We start from the raw sequence: 14,422 nt of genomic DNA, 5'->3' as shown, positions 1-14,422 counted from the left end.
TTCAGTTGACCATTGAGTCGTGATCGGCAGACAGACATATCTCGCTGATCCGAAGGTTGTTCCTGGTAATTCGCGAGGGGAATGTGTCGCGCAGGCGCTCCTCGTGGATCGGAATGACGCGTCGCATTTCGTGTTGCACAGACTTCATCATCTCTTCGGTGGCAAGAAGGAGATTGGTCTGGCTTCCCACAGCGAGGCCTACGGGGTTGTACATCTTTTCGATGCCAATCGAGGCACCATCGAACTCCAGGTTTTCGAACACGTAGACAAGGTCGCCTGCCAGCACCCAACTGTCTTGTGAGGGAACGCGACCATCGTTGCGAACATGCACCCACTGGCTGCCGTAGGTATGACTATCAAACGCCGCATGAAGGTCGATGCCCGGCAGCACGTCTTCGCGATCTCCCTCAACCACTACCAGGCGTCCCTGTTTCGCGAGGTCGACTGCGCGCAGGATGTCCGAAGGGTCGACAGCGCCCATCAGCCAACGCATGCGGTCTGGCAACGACATGGCCCAGATCCATTTCGACAGCTCGCGCTCCTGGATGTAGAAGGTTGCGTTCGGGAAATCATCCGTATTACCGAGGTGGTCGAAATGTGCATGTGTGATGAACACCGTATCAACGTCTTCGGGCTTCACGCCGCATTCCGCCAGAACATCTCTGGGCGAGTGCCAGTTCTCGACGCCGAAGCGGTCGCCGAGCATTCCGCCGTACTCCTTGTGGTTGTATCCCACATCAACCATTACGACGTGGCCATTCCCCTTGATCAGCACATAGCAATAGGGCAGCTTTACATATCCCTCGTTATGCGCACCGTAAATCACTCCACTCTTATGGTAATTCGCGACATAGCTGTACTCGAGTACCCATACCGAATAGCCTGCACCCATGCTTATCTCCTGTGATTGTCATGACTCGTTTCCGTATGGATATACTCAGCCGCTGCAACAGCAGCAGGCCTGGCTGAAGTCCACGGGATTGAGGCCGAGCGATGCGTCAGACGCCAAACGCACGAGCGCGTTAGCGCGTTTGAGTTGATCCGTCCACGCCGACACCTGTTCGCGGACATGTTCTTGCCCACACGTCGTGCTCGCGAACTGGTCCGTCACTTCACCGACCAAGGACATTGCACGACACAGCGCCCAATGGCGACGTGAGGCCCCCTTTGGCGCTGCAATAGATCGAATCGCGTCGGAACACTCGCGAGCACGTTCGATCGGTGTTGTTACCGCTTCGAAATCGCGGTCGAATCGACCACTTACTTGCGCGAGCAGGAACAGTCCCGCGAGTTGGCCTATCAGCCGTCCGAGATTGTCGTAAAGCGGGCGAACCGCGAGTGCATATGCAATCAACTCGTCCTGAGTGACCGCAATGTCGGCGAATGGATCGATGTCTTCCGGCGGGACGTCCAGCGCGTCGCAACCCGCGAGGTGCACGAGCGGTTTCTCCAACGCTGATCGATGTGAAGTTGCGGGAACCATGGAATTGCCTCCTCTGGTGTTCAGGCTGCGGTCCAGCCGCCATCGAGCATGAGCGCGCTGCCAGTCATCAGCGAGGACGCGTCGCTCGCAAGGAAAACAAAGGCACCCATCACTTCCTCAACGCGACCGACGCGGCCCAGCGCAATCTTCGACGTCACCCAGTCACGAAACCCGGGTTCCTTGAACATGTCGGCGGTAAATGCCGTTTCAATAAACGTGGGGCAGACAGTGTTCACGCGGATGCCATGAGGCCCGAGCTCCCACGCCAGCGCCTTCGTCATGCCCTCGATGGCATGCTTGGTCGCGCAGTAGACGGTACGGCCCGGGCTCCCTACATGCCCCATCTGCGACGAGACATTTACGACTGCACCTCTCTTGCCACATTCCAGCAATTTCCTCGCTACCGCGCGCGACACGTAAAAGGCAGCCTTGACGTTCAACGCCATGACCGCGTCAAGGTCTTCGTCCGTTACGTCGACCAGCTTCATGGGTCGATTCATTCCGGCGCTGTTGACGAGGATGTCGAACGGTTGCCGAGCCGCCACGGCTTCGCTGACCAAACGGGAATTTGTTACGTCCAGGACCATGCAGTCGCTTTCACCCCCCGCCGCGTTTATTGCTTCACTCGCTGCTTCAATTTCTGTTGCAGTTCGCGCTGCGAGCGTTACCTTTGCGCCCGCTTGTGCGAGCGCCGCCGCAGCGGCAAGGCCTATACCTCTTCCTGCGCCTGTTACGAGCGCCGTTTTTCCATCAAGACGAAAATCAGGAAGCATTGGCAACATAAGTAATCCTAAAGATACAGACCAGATCGCCAGCTAATCGAGGACGCGACACAAGGCAAACAGGGCGTTGCGTTGCAAAGATCCAGAAACGATCCTCATCAAGATGCGGTCATGCTCGATGCCGCAGCGGACCACGCAATGTGATTTGTAGCCGCGGAATCAGGCGGGAACGGCTGTGCCGTAGGGCACGTCGCGGTGTCCGTAACGGCGAACGCGCAGATTGGCCTGCTCGCCGTGCGCGATCATGCCTTCAATCGCGCAGAGTCGTGAGCAGTAGGAGCCGATCATCGCACTGGCTTCGTCTGTTAGGACCTTCTGGTACGTGCAGGTCTTGATGAACTTGCCCACCCACAGACCGCCGGTATAGCGAGCCGCCTTGCCCGTTGGCAGGGTGTGGTTCGTTCCGATGACCTTGTCTCCGAACGCAACATTGGTTCGCGGCCCGAGGAACAGTGCACCGTAGTTCTTCATGTTCTTGAGGAAATAGTCCGGGTCGCGTGTCATGACTTGCACATGTTCCGATGCGATTCGATCGGCTTCCTTGACCATTTCTTCCAACGTGTCCGTGACGATGACCTCGCCATAGTCGCGCCACGACACGCCGGCCGTATTTGCGGTCGGAAGAATCTTGAGGATACGTTCGACTTCGGCAATCGTGTCCTTTGCCAGCTTCATCGAGTTGGTCAGGAGCACTGCCGGCGTATTGAATCCGTGTTCAGCCTGGCCCAGAAGATCGGTCGCGCACATTTCGGCGTCGACGCTGTCATCCGCAATGATGAGCGTCTCGGAGGGGCCAGCGATCAGGTCGATGCCGATACGGCCAAACAACTGACGTTTTGCCTCGGCGACGAATGCGTTGCCCGGTCCGACAACCATCGACACAGGGTCGATCGTTTGCGTCCCCAGTGCCATCGCCGCGATGGCCTGAACGCCACCGAACGTATAGATCTCGTCCGCGCCTCCAAGGTGCATCGCTGCCACGACTGCCGGATTGGGCCTGCCTTGAACAGGCGGCGACGCGGTGATAATGCGCTGCACGCCCGCAACCTTGGCTGTCACAACGCCCATGTGAGCCGACGCGACGAGCGGAAATTTGCCACCAGGCACGTAACACGCAACGCTATCGACCGGCATGTTCTTATGCCCGAGAACGACGCCAGGGAGCGTCTCAACCTCAATGTCCCGGATCGATTCGCGCTGAGCCTGTGCAAAATTGCGGACTTGAGCCTGTGCAAATTTGATGTCCTCAAGCTGGCCAGCGGAGAGGGAGCGCAAGCAAGCGCCGATTTCGTCTTGCGTCAGGCGGAAGCTCTCGGGTAACCAGTTGTCAAACTTCTTCGACAACTCCGCTACGGCTTCATCACCCCGCTTTGTGACGTCGGCAAGGATTCCGGTAACGGTGTCTCGAACTTTCGCGGCGTCCTGGGACGATTCTTCGGCGCTACGGCCATGCTTCAGATGTTGGATTGCCATTTGCTGAATTCCTGTTGAGAATGGGTGGGCAGATTCGCGGGCCTGCAATTCGCACGACTTTTGCAGCTAATGAATGCAAAATTAGCACAATATCCTCGTGCAAAAACCTGCAAACAGTACAAACTTACCCTAGCAGCGGCGAGCTAAGCTCAGTAAGTGCGCCTTGCACCTTATTTCGTTTTCTTTTGACTCAGAGTTATGCAAAACAATGCAAAAAATTCCGGTGGGCCGCGCGCAACAAAAATCAGGCTAGAGGATGTGGCTGGACGACTTGGCATCTCCGTGTCCACTGTTTCACGTTCACTGGCAGGTCATCCCGCGATTAGTGAAGAGACGCGTGGGGCTGTGCATGCCGTCGCGGCAGAACTCGGTTATCGGATCCCAACCCAGGGGCGTCGCGGGAAGAAGCCTCCAACCAAACTGATTGGGGTCGTGGTCGGCGCGCTTCACAACCGGTTCATGACCGTGTTGCTCACGCATCTGCACGATGCTCTCCAGGAACTCGGATATCAGATCGCGCTCGTCATCGACTCGATGAACGATTCCCAGAATCTGCTGGCTTTCCGGCCACTGATTGATGGCTATCTGGACGGTTTGATTTTCGCCACTGCGACGCTCGATTCACCGGTGGTCGCCGAGATGCAACGGCGGGGAATCCCATTGGTGCTTGTCGTCAGGTCGGTTGACGATGTCATGGTCGATACCGTGGAGATCGATAACGTTCACGCGGGAGCCGTTGCCGCCGAACATCTCTATCAGCTAGGCCATCGCAGGATCGGGCTTGTCATGGGACCGAAAAACACTTCGACCAGCCGGGACCGCGCAAAAGGGGCATTGAGCTGGCTTAGAGACGCGGGACTGCCGACAGATGCGATATCTGTCGTCTGGAGTGAATACACAACAGAAGCAGGCTATTCCAGTGCGGTTTCAATGCTCAACGAGCCCAGACCCGTCACGGCTATCCTTGCCGGAAATGACACGATCGCCCTTGGCGTTCTAGAGGCAGCCAAACGCCGGGGCATGCAGGTCCCAGAACAGCTTTCCATCATCGGCTTCGACGATACGCCCTTGGCCAATTCTCCGCTGGTTGGACTGACATCGATACGGCAGCCAGTCGAAGCCATGGCACGGACGGCCGCACGGCGCCTGGTCGAGCGCATTCGTGTCGGGGGCGTGGGAGCGCCCATCCACGATGTTCTGCCCATTCAACTCGTACGACGCGACACCACCGGTCCTGCGCCAGACGCGAGCTGAGCCGGGAAGCCTCAGCACTAAAACCGGCGAGCTTGGAACTCGGCCCTCAAGTCAAGTTGTAACGTCTTCATTGCCTGTACTGTGAAATCGCCCCCAGCCATGTCAGATTCCACCAACCAGCCCAACTCTTCATCGTGTACGAATCCAGTCGCGCATTCCTCAAACGCCGGCCAGTCCTGGGCCGGCGACCGCGCCGGTTCGACGGTCAGCTCGCCGAACTGGCCGAGCTCCGGCTTACGGCGCATACCCGAGTTCGTGCGGTACTGAAGCATGAACACTTTGCGGCCGGTTGGTGTTACCTTGCAAATGAAGCCCGGAACGATCGTATCCCGGAGTTCGAAGTCGCTGGTCTGTGCCTTTGCAGCGTCAACAACGCTCTTGGGCAGCTTGATCTTGGTCATGTGGTGCTCCTGAGAGGCCCCGATTCCAGGGGCCGGCCAGGAGCCAAGCGAAAGAGAATCGGGGCGGCTTTGCATCGCGCACCGCGATATGATCCAAGGCATTGGATTTGCGGAAAACCCGCGACAGCAAGCTGTATCCAAGCCAAGAGGCCCGCCGGTGCAGCGCATATGCTGTGACTGACTATCATCAGAGATGAACCCGGCGTCGTGCGCGACGCACGGCCGGCCTGGCGCCTGACCACTACCGGACACTGACATGAGCAAGATCGGCTTTATCGGACTTGGCGTGATGGGCAAGCCCATGGTGCAACACCTTGTCGACGGCGGGCATACCGTGTTCGCCCATACGCGCAGCGGCGTGCCGCAAGACCTGCAGGACGCCGGCGTGAATGCCTGCGCCAGCGCCGAGGAGGTGGCGAAGCAGTCGGAAACCATCATCCTGATGCTGCCTGACACGCCCGACGTGGAGCGCGTGCTGTTTGGCGAGAAGGGGGTCGCTGACGGCCTTGCCGACACGGCAGGCGGCGTTACCGTGATCGACATGAGCTCGATCTCGCCGATCGCCACGCGCGAGTTCGCGCGCTGCATCGAGGCGCTCGGCGTCGACTATGTCGATGCGCCGGTCTCCGGCGGCGAGGTCGGGGCCAAGGCGGGCACGTTGTCGATCATGGCCGGCGGCAAGCAGGAAGTATTCGACCGCGTGCTGCCGATCCTGCAGCTGATGGGCAAGAACATCACGCGCGTGGGCGAGGCCGGCGACGGCCAGGTGGCCAAGGTGGCCAACCAGGTGATCGTGGCGCTGACCATCGAGGCGGTCAGCGAAGCGCTGGTGCTGGCCGCCCGCGCCGGCGCCGACCCCGCGCGCGTGCGCGAGGCACTGATGGGCGGCTTTGCCAGCTCGCGCATCCTGGAAGTGCATGGCGAACGCATGATCAAGCGCACCTTCGACCCGGGCTTTCGTATCGCGCTGCACCAGAAGGACCTGGACCTGGCGCTGTCCACCGCGCGCCAGCTCGGCGTGGGCCTGCCCAACACGGCGTCGTGCCAGCAGCTGTTCAATGTCTGCAGCGGGCTGGGCGGCGCAGGCTGGGATCATTCCGGGCTGGTCAGGGCGATCGAGCACCTGTCCTCGTTCGCCATCGGCGACGAACCGCCCGCAGCCTGAACCACGCAGCCCCCACCGCCCGCCTCGCCGCATGCCGCGCGCGAACACCGTGGTGCTGACCGCGCTGGCGATGCTGGCCTTTGCCGGCAATTCATTGCTGTGCCGGCTCGCGCTGAAAGGCACCACCATCGACGCGGCCAGCTTTACGCTGGCCCGCGTCGCCGCGGCAGCGCTGGTGCTGTGGGTCATCGTCGTGGCGCGGCACCAGTTGGTGCGCACGGTCGTGGCGCAGCGGCTGCCGCCGGTGGAAGGCAACTGGATCTCCGCGCTTGCACTGTTCTGCTATGCCGCGGCCTTTTCCTTCGCCTATGTACGCCTCACCGCGGGGACCGGCGCGCTGCTGCTGTTCGGGGCGGTGCAGGCCACCATGACTGGCTTTGGCCTCTATGCCGGCGAGCCCATGCGCATGCAGCAATGGATTGGCCTGTCACTGGCGCTGGCCGGGCTGGTGTGGCTGTTGCTGCCGGGGCTGGCCACGCCGCCGCTGCTGTCCTCGCTGCTGATGATCGCGGCCGGGATCGCGTGGGGCGTTTATTCGCTGCGCGGCAGGCGCGCCGCGGATCCGGCTGCCACCACCGCGGGCAATTTCCTGCGCGCGGTGCCGATGGCGCTGGCGCTGGGTGCGGTGATGCAGGCGCAGCGTTCACTGGACGGCGCGGGACTGGCCTATGCGCTGTTGTCCGGTGCCATCACCTCCGGGCTGGGCTATGTCATCTGGTATGCCGTGGTGCCGCGGCTGAAGGCCGCCACCGCCGCCACCGTGCAACTGAGCGTGCCGGTCATTACGGCGGCGGGCGGCATCGCGCTGCTCGGTGAAGCCCTGAGCCTGCGGCTGGCATTGAGCGCGGCCGCGGTGCTGGGCGGCATTGCGCTGGTGATCGCAGGCAAGCGCGGCTAAGGCGCTGGTACGTCAAACCCGCCTGCGTGGAACACCAGCGGCGCGCCCGGCGTCGATCCATAGGCCACCACCTCCACGACAAAGATCACGTGGTCGCCCACAACGCGCACCGAGTGGTGCCGGCAGATGAAATGCGCCAGCGTGCCGTCGATCAGCACCGTGCCACATGGCCCGGGGCGGCAATCGACGCCTGCAAAGCGGTCGCCACTGCGCGCGGCAAAGCGCTGGCACAAGGCCAGCTGGCCACTGCCCAGCACGTTGATCGCGTGGCACGGCGCCGCGCGCAGCGCCGCCAGGCTGCCGGAGCTGCGTGCCAGGCACCACAACAGCAACGGCGGTGCGAGCGACACCGAGGTAAAGGCATTGATCGTGACGCCGACCGGCTGGCCGTCGACGTCCGCGGCCGTGACGATGGTGACGCCCGTGGCAAACTGCCCCAGCGCATCGCGCAAGGCCCGCCGCGCCGCGCCATCGTGGCTGATGGCGCAGGCTGCGTCGTCCTGGCCGCTGTCGTTGCAGGCTTGCGTGTCATTCGGCAGCGGCGCCAGGGCGGGGATCATTGCGCGGCAGGCCGCACCTCTCCGGGCGGCGCGTCGATATCCAGCCCCAGTGCCATGCGCCCTGCGTACTCCTGCTGCGCACCAGCCTGCAGCGGATGGAAGCGCGCCCCCTGCGCATCGCGAAAGCGCCGCTCCAGCCCGGCATCGCGATAGAAGCCCGCGCCGCCGGCCAGGTCCATCGCCGCCTCGACCGTCGCCAGCACCGCGCGCGCGGCCAGCGTGCGGGCGCACATGATGCGGTTGGTGGTGACCGCGCCCGGCGCCTGCCCCGATGCCGCCGCGAACATCGCATCCAGCGCCAGCTGCGCGGCCTCGGCCTCGTTGCACAGGCGCCCGGCGGCTTCCACCGCATGCGCGCTCAGGCGCCGCTGGCGCGCCAGCTGCAGCGCGATATCGCGCGCGGCCTCGGCCACGCCGACGTAGACCGCATAGATCAGCGGCAGCGCGATCATCGCCACCGTATGCATCATCGGATGCCACACGCCTTGCGGGCGGCGGGCGGCAATGGCGGTATCCGGCACCAGCACGCCTTCCAGCAGCACATCGTGCGAGCCGGTGCCGCGCATGCCGAGCGTGTGCCAGTTCGACAGCACGCGTACGCCCGGCGACTTCATCGGCAGCGCGAAATGCAGCACCGTGGGCCCGGTCTCCGGATCGTCATGGACGGCGCAGGTCATGAACAGGTCCGCCGCCGGCGCGCCGCTGGCGAAGATCTTGCGCGCATCCACGCGAAAGCCGCCATCCACGCGCGTAGCCGTGCCGCTGCCCTGCAGCCAGTCCGAACCGCCGCTGCCCAGCAGCACCATCTGCTCGCCCGCCACGCGCTTGAGCAGACCCTCCACCGGCGCTTGCTGATTGCGCCAGCGCCACGCGGCCGCGGCCACCGGGTGGGTGTGCATGGCAAAGGCCAGCGCGGTCGATCCGCAGTACTTGCCCAGCTCGCGCAGCACCGCGCCCAGCTCCTGGTGCGACAGCCCGGCGCCGCCCAGTTCCTGCGGCACGGCCGCGGCAAAGAAACGGTGCGCGCGCAGGTCGTCGTAGTTGGCGCTGACGAACTGCCCGCTGGCATCGATCTCTGGCGCGCGTGCGTCGAAGCTGCGGCCCAGGGTCGCGGCCAGGCCGAGCCAGTCGGCCTGTGCGCCTGCGCTGGCATCCGCTGTGGAAAGGGTTTCCATGGTGTTGTCTCCGGCTTGTCTGATACGTGCGCTGCGGCGTTGTATGGCGCCAGGCACGGTGCTAGTATCGGAGCCCGGTCCCCTCGCCCGTATGATCGGGCGTCCGGCTTTCTTGCGCGAAACACCGGATCTGGAGGAATGTGACCATGGATGCCTTGTCCGACCTCTTGCGCGCCGTGCAGCTCAGCGGCGCCGTGTTCCTGAACGGCGAGTTCAAGTCGCCGTGGTGCCTGATCAGTGAAGCGGATGCTGAATTGCGCGCCGCCTTCCTGCCCCGCGCCGACCGCGTCGTCTCCTACCACCTGATTACCGAAGGCGTCTGCTGGGCGCGCCTGGTCGACGGCACCGGCCCGGGCTTGCGCGTGGATACCGGCGAACTGCTGGTGGTGCCGCAGGGCGAGCCGCACGTGCTGGGCAGCGACCTGCGCCTGCAGCCACTGCCATCCGCTCCGCTGGTGTACGACATGCTGCGCAACAGCCCGGGCGAGGTCATGCGCGTGTCCTACGGCGGCGGCGGCGAGACCACGCGCATGGTGTGCGGCTTCCTGGGGTTCGACGACACCATGGGCAACCCCTTGCTGACGTCGCTGCCGCGGCTGTTCAAGGTGGGGCTGGGCAGCGGGCTGGAATCGGCATGGCTGGCATCGGCGCTGGCCTTTGCCACCTCGGAAGCGGCGGAACCGCGTGCGGGCACCGCCACGGTGCTGGCCAAGCTGTCTGAGCTGCTGTTCGTGCAGGCAGTGCGGCGCTGCATCGACACCCTGCCTGACAATGAAAGCGGCTGGCTTGCCGCCCTGCGCGACCGCTATGTGGGGCGGGCGCTGTCGCGCATGCACGCGCGGCCCGCCTATCCGTGGACGGTCGATGAACTGGCTGGCAACGTGGGCCTGTCGCGCTCGGCGCTGGCGCAGCGCTTTACCGACCTGCTGGGGCAGCCACCGATGCAGTACCTGGCGCACTGGCGGCTGCGCTCCGCGGCCGCCGAACTGCGCAGCGGCAACCGTTCCATCAGCGAGGTCGCAGGCGCGGTCGGCTACGACTCGGAGGCCGCGTTCAGCCGTGCTTTCAAGCGCGAGTTCGGCCTGCCGCCCGCCAGCTGGCGCCGCAACTATATCGATGCGGGGCAGGCTCCGGCAACGGCCGCACACTGAATTCGCCGCAGCAAAGACAACGGCCCGCGTCAGCAGGCGCGGGCCGTAGCAATGCCAGGGCGGCAGGCAGCGGGCCTTACATCTTCTGCTTGGTGCTTTCCGCCGCGCCCTGTACCTTCTCGCCGCCGCGCTCGATATCCTTGCCTGCACCGGCCATGGTGTTGCAACCCGTGACCAGCATCACGCCAGCGAGGGCAAACAGTGCAAATAGCTTTCTCATGACGATCTCCTTGCTTCGTGTGGATGCGGCGTGCGCCGCCAGGATGGAGTGGATCGGAATGGCTTGGGACCGGGCAGCCGCTTGCCCGACCGGCAATTGGATCGTAGCAACGCACCGCAGCGCGAAAAGTCGGCTTTCGTCCTACCGGGATGTCAGCCGACGGCGCGACCGGCCGTCACCGCGTGCGCGCTTGTAGGACAGCGACGGATACCCCGCGGCGGCGCCATCGCTTAAAAGTTAAAGGTTAGCCCAAGCCCTCCGGAGAACACCATGACGTCACGCAGCATCCACGTGCTTCCCGCCGCAACCGACAATACCGAATACGCCGGCGACGGCGGATGGGCACTCACCATCGAAGGCCTGGAGAACGGTGGCGACGACACCGCGCTGCATTTCCCGACCCAGGAAGCCGCGATCGCGGCCGGCTGGATGCGCGCGCGCGAGGATGGCCTGCCGTTGTGCATCCACGGCCGCGACGGCCTGGTGCGCGAACGCAAGATCTATTGCCGGGACGCACGCGGCACCGCCCGCATCGGCTACTGAGCACCCCGGCCACCGTCAACGGCCGGCCCCACACCCCCTGCATCCCCGGGCCCGCGGCGAACGCGGGCCACAACAATCCATTGCGGGAAACACATTGGGTGAAATCAATGTGTTACGCCTGCGCTCGTGAAAGCTACGGGTCCGTCACCGATACTGGAATCAAGGCAGCACGCCATTATCCAGAACCAACCGAGACCCCCCATGCGCCTGTTCCTCAGGTACCGCCCGCTGGACATCTATCCCGACCCGATCGACGCCAGGGTTGCCGAACTGCACGAGCTTGCCGAAGACATCCATGCCAGGCACGCGCGCAAGTGGCGCCGGCATGGCACGATGCTGACCCCGCGCGACGGTGCGGATCGCAGATTTCCGGCCGGCGACCCGGAAACGCGGCATTAGCTTAGCGACGATTCCTCTCTGCGCTAGGAAATGTGAACAAGTGTCATATCCGGTTGGCAAGGATATGACCCCTGCGAAAGAATGGGTACCGTACGCGGCAGGCTCGATTGGCGAGCCCACCGCTGCACCCTTTTCCTGACGCAGCGAAATGAATCGAACCACCCGGGAATGCGTGATGGCGTTGATTTCCAGCCTGCGTGCCAAGGGGCCCATGCCCCGGCACCAGCTTGCCGCCGCCAGCCGCCTGAACGCCGCGGAACTGACGCGCGCGCTGAAGTCCGCCCGCCAGATGGGCGTGGTCGCCTACGCCGGCGAGCCTGAATCGCCGGCAGAGGCCGATACCCCGCTAGTGCTGACCAGCCGGCCCTTGCCGCCGCCGCGGCGCGTGGCACCGGCACCGCGCGAAAGCAAGCCGCATTTCGAGCCGCTGCTGGACGTCTGGGGCATTGCCCGCCCCACCGCGCTGCGGCGCGGCCATCCCTCGTAGCGCCTTCACCGCAGTCTTCCGACCCGCCCTCGCCGGCATGCCGTTCTTACAAAGGCAGGTAAAGCGCACACGTGCATGAGCCGCCCACGGCTCGCCCTTCTCCCCTGGGGCACCGCCTGCACGCCTGGCCCAGCCCACTTGCCGCGCCGGTACGGAACTTGCGCGACGCTTCTGGCTGAACCTCCCCCGAAGCGTGCGACATGAGGCAACACAACCCGCCCGGCACCACCGCGTCTCCCGCCACTGGCCCTCCGCATGATCGCCAGGCCCCGGCCGGCTTTACGCCGGAGCCGGGGCGCAACTGCTGGCGCGTCGAGCCCTGCCAGCGCTTTGCCATGCTGGTCGACGCCGACGCCTACTTCCGCGCACTGCGCGAAGCGCTGCCGCGCGCCGAGCACACCATCTTCATCCTGGGCTGGGATATCGACAGCCGCATGGAACTGGTGCCGCAGGGCGCACAGGACGGCCTGCCGGCGGGCCTGCGCGACTTCCTGTGCGCGCTGGCGGACCAGCGCCCCGAGCTGCGCATCTATATCCTGAGCTGGGACTACGCCATGGTGATGGCGATGGAGCGCGAGTGGCTGCCGTCGGCCAGCGCCCACTGGCAGGCGCACCGGCACCTGTCGTTCCGGCTTGACGGCAACCATCCCCCCGGCGCCTCGCACCACCAGAAGGTGGTGGTGATCGACAACAAGCTCGCCTTTGTCGGCGGGCTGGACCTGACGCTGCGCCGCTGGGACGACAACCACCATGCCCCTGGCGCGCCGCTGCGCATGGCCGAAGGCAAGCCCTACCCGCCCTTCCATGACGTGCAGTGCGCGCTCGACGGCCCCGCCGCGGCGGCGCTGGGCTCCCTGTGCGCGGCGCGCTGGCTGCGCGCCAGCGGCAGCGAGCCGCGCCCGGTTGCGGCCACCTCGTCAGACCCGTGGCCGCCAGGGCTGGCGCCGGAGCTGACCGACGTGCGCGTCGCCATCGCCCGCACCATGCCCATGTGCGAGGACGAGCCCGGTGTCAGCGAGATCCGCATGCTGCTGCACGATGCCATCGCCTCGGCCCGGCACAGCATCTACATGGAGAACCAGTACTTCAGCTCGCGCGAGATCGCCAAGGCGCTGGAGGCACGGCTGGGGCACGAGGACGGCCCCGATATCGTGCTGGTGTCGAGACGCAACGAGAGCGGCTGGCTGGAAGCGCACAGCATGGGCGTGCTGCGAGCGCGCCTGTACCGCCGCCTGCGCGCAGCCGACACGCACGAACGCTTCTGCCTGTACTGCCCGTCGATTCCGGGCCTGATGCCCGAATGCGTGAATGTGCATAGCAAGGTCACGGTGATCGACGACGACCTCATCACCATCGGCTCGTCCAACCTCAGCAACCGCTCGCTGGGGCTGGATACCGAGTGCAATGTCGTGGTGATGTCGGGCGGCGACCCGCGCGTGCAGGCGGCCATTGCAGCCATGCGCGCACGGCTGCTGGGCGAGCACCTGGACGTGGCACCCGAAGCCTTCCAGGCCGAGGTCGCCGCCACCCGCAGCGTGCTTGCGGCCATCCGCAACCTGCAGCGTGCGGACGGCCGCTCGCTGGAAGCCTACGAGCCGCCGTTACCGGACGACGTCGATGCCGCCTCGCCGGCGGCCAACCTGCTGGACCCGATCGAGCCGATCGACAGCGACCAGGTGCTGGCCGAGTTCGTCAGCCATGAGGCACGCCCGCGCGTGCTCGGGCGCGTCGGGATGATGGTGGTGCTGGCGCTGCTGCTGGCGGGGCTGGCATTTGCGTGGCGCCATACGCCGCTGCGCGAATGGGCGGACTTCCGCGCGCTGCTCGGCGTGGTCGAGCAGCTGGACGAGATGCCGCTGGCACCGCTGGCGATGATGGGCGTCTACCTGGCCGGCGCGGTGACAATGCTGCCGGTGACGCTGCTGATCCTGCTGACCGTGGTCATATTCGGCCCGCTCTACGGCGCCGCGCTGGCGCTGTGCGGCACCGTGCTGAGCACCGTCGCAGGCTACCTGGCCGGCCGCTTGCTGGGGCGCAATGCCGTGCGCCGCTTTGGCGGCAGGCGGCTGAACCGGGTCAGCCACCAGCTGGGCAAACACGGGGTGGTGGCAATGGTGGTGCTGCGGCTGGTACCGATTGCACCGTTCGCGCTGGTCAACCTGGTGATCGGCGCATCGCGCATCAGCCTGCGCGACTGCCTGCTCGGCACCGCGCTGGGCATGCTGCCCGGCATTGTGGTCGCTGCCTGCCTGGTGAACCGGGTCGCCGCCGCGGCGCGCGATCCGGGCCTGTTCACGTTCGCCTTGCTGGCGCTGGTGCTGCTGGTGCCGGCGTCGCTGCTGCTGGTGCTGCGCCGCCGGCGCAGGCGCCATGCCGAGGGTGGCGCCGCGCGTCCGCACGACGATCCGCCCGGCCCCCGCGGCCGGCTGGC

At 64.9% G+C, this 14,422-nt stretch carries 14 protein-coding genes and 2 pseudogenes; 8 read left to right on the top strand and 8 right to left on the bottom strand.

The features are described 5' to 3' along the window. Position 1: 1 nt before the first annotated feature. The 4 genes from CF68_RS30405 to hisD all read right to left on the bottom strand — a co-directional run bounded on the left by CF68_RS30405 (position 2) and on the right by hisD (position 3,738). Positions 2 to 892 carry an N-acyl homoserine lactonase family protein gene (locus tag CF68_RS30405; RefSeq protein WP_035826301.1) on the bottom strand — a complete coding sequence of 297 codons (891 nt, stop codon included), beginning with the start codon at positions 890 to 892 and terminating at the stop codon, positions 2 to 4. Positions 893 to 937: 45 nt separating this feature from the next. Then, a complete protein-coding gene (locus CF68_RS30400; RefSeq protein WP_152548579.1) occupies positions 938 to 1,483 on the bottom strand; it encodes a hypothetical protein in 546 nt (181 codons plus the stop codon). A 20-nt stretch (positions 1,484 to 1,503) separates the two neighbouring features. Next, entirely contained in the window at positions 1,504 to 2,265 is a 762-nt protein-coding gene (locus CF68_RS30395) for an SDR family NAD(P)-dependent oxidoreductase (protein ID WP_035826299.1), read from the bottom strand. Positions 2,266 to 2,424: 159 nt separating this feature from the next. After that, entirely contained in the window at positions 2,425 to 3,738 is a 1,314-nt protein-coding gene (gene hisD, locus CF68_RS30390) for a histidinol dehydrogenase (protein WP_035826297.1), read from the bottom strand. A gap of 198 nt (positions 3,739 to 3,936) precedes the next feature. On the opposite strand from hisD, the gene CF68_RS30385 reads away from it, so the two are divergent. Then, complete coding sequence (locus CF68_RS30385; protein WP_035826295.1) at positions 3,937 to 4,992, top strand: LacI family DNA-binding transcriptional regulator; 1,056 nt, start codon at positions 3,937 to 3,939, stop codon at positions 4,990 to 4,992. Between the two features lie 164 nt (positions 4,993 to 5,156). Here the strand turns inward: CF68_RS30385 and CF68_RS38805 are convergent. After that, a pseudogene (locus CF68_RS38805) lies at positions 5,157 to 5,393 on the bottom strand (Arm DNA-binding domain-containing protein); the annotation flags it as partial. Positions 5,394 to 5,649: 256 nt separating this feature from the next. Between CF68_RS38805 and CF68_RS30375 the strand changes: the two are divergent. Beyond that, positions 5,650 to 6,558 (top strand): 2-hydroxy-3-oxopropionate reductase, encoded by a 909-nt coding sequence (locus CF68_RS30375; RefSeq protein ID WP_035826293.1) that lies wholly within the window; start codon positions 5,650 to 5,652, stop codon positions 6,556 to 6,558. 31 nt (positions 6,559 to 6,589) lie between these two features. Then, positions 6,590 to 7,456, top strand: a complete 867-nt coding sequence (locus CF68_RS30370) for a DMT family transporter (RefSeq protein ID WP_035826290.1) — start codon at positions 6,590 to 6,592, stop codon at positions 7,454 to 7,456. Here the strand turns inward: CF68_RS30370 and CF68_RS30365 are convergent. Both CF68_RS30365 and CF68_RS30360 read right to left on the bottom strand, forming a co-directional pair. Beyond that, positions 7,453 to 8,016: a flavin reductase family protein gene (locus CF68_RS30365; protein ID WP_063832598.1), complete on the bottom strand. Its 564-nt coding sequence runs from the start codon at positions 8,014 to 8,016 to the stop codon at positions 7,453 to 7,455. The genes CF68_RS30370 and CF68_RS30365 overlap by 4 nt on opposite strands. After that, positions 8,013 to 9,191, bottom strand: coding sequence for an acyl-CoA dehydrogenase family protein (locus CF68_RS30360; protein ID WP_035826289.1), 1,179 nt, complete (start codon positions 9,189 to 9,191; stop codon positions 8,013 to 8,015). The genes CF68_RS30365 and CF68_RS30360 overlap by 4 nt, the downstream gene beginning before the upstream one ends. A gap of 146 nt (positions 9,192 to 9,337) precedes the next feature. Here CF68_RS30360 and CF68_RS30355 point away from each other — a divergent pair, with 146 nt between their 5' ends. Next, the gene (locus CF68_RS30355) at positions 9,338 to 10,342 is read left to right on the top strand and encodes an AraC family transcriptional regulator (RefSeq protein ID WP_035826287.1); all 1,005 of its coding nucleotides are present in this window, start codon (positions 9,338 to 9,340) and stop codon (positions 10,340 to 10,342) included. Positions 10,343 to 10,418: 76 nt separating this feature from the next. Here the strand turns inward: CF68_RS30355 and CF68_RS30350 are convergent, their stop codons facing one another. Then, a complete protein-coding gene (locus tag CF68_RS30350) occupies positions 10,419 to 10,562 on the bottom strand; it encodes an entericidin A/B family lipoprotein (protein ID WP_010809655.1) in 144 nt (47 codons plus the stop codon). A 270-nt stretch (positions 10,563 to 10,832) separates the two neighbouring features. On the opposite strand from CF68_RS30350, the gene CF68_RS30345 reads away from it, so the two are divergent. From CF68_RS30345 to CF68_RS30330, 4 genes and pseudogenes are all read left to right on the top strand, one after another. Then, positions 10,833 to 11,105, top strand: coding sequence for a DUF2188 domain-containing protein (locus CF68_RS30345; protein WP_035826286.1), 273 nt, complete (start codon positions 10,833 to 10,835; stop codon positions 11,103 to 11,105). Between the two features lie 201 nt (positions 11,106 to 11,306). Next, the gene (locus tag CF68_RS30340) at positions 11,307 to 11,504 is read left to right on the top strand and encodes a hypothetical protein (protein WP_035826283.1); all 198 of its coding nucleotides are present in this window, start codon (positions 11,307 to 11,309) and stop codon (positions 11,502 to 11,504) included. 148 nt (positions 11,505 to 11,652) lie between these two features. Then, entirely contained in the window at positions 11,653 to 11,991 is a 339-nt protein-coding gene (locus CF68_RS30335) for a hypothetical protein (protein WP_235205940.1), read from the top strand. Between the two features lie 200 nt (positions 11,992 to 12,191). Next, positions 12,192 to 14,422 (top strand): annotated as a pseudogene (locus tag CF68_RS30330) (VTT domain-containing protein); the annotation flags it as partial.

It is taken from the genome of Cupriavidus sp. SK-4, assembly GCF_000611125.1.
In the GTDB taxonomy this organism is placed as follows: domain Bacteria; phylum Pseudomonadota; class Gammaproteobacteria; order Burkholderiales; family Burkholderiaceae; genus Cupriavidus; species Cupriavidus necator.
The sequence above is the reverse complement of the archived record's forward strand: the minus strand, read 5'-3'. Positions and strand labels throughout refer to the sequence as shown.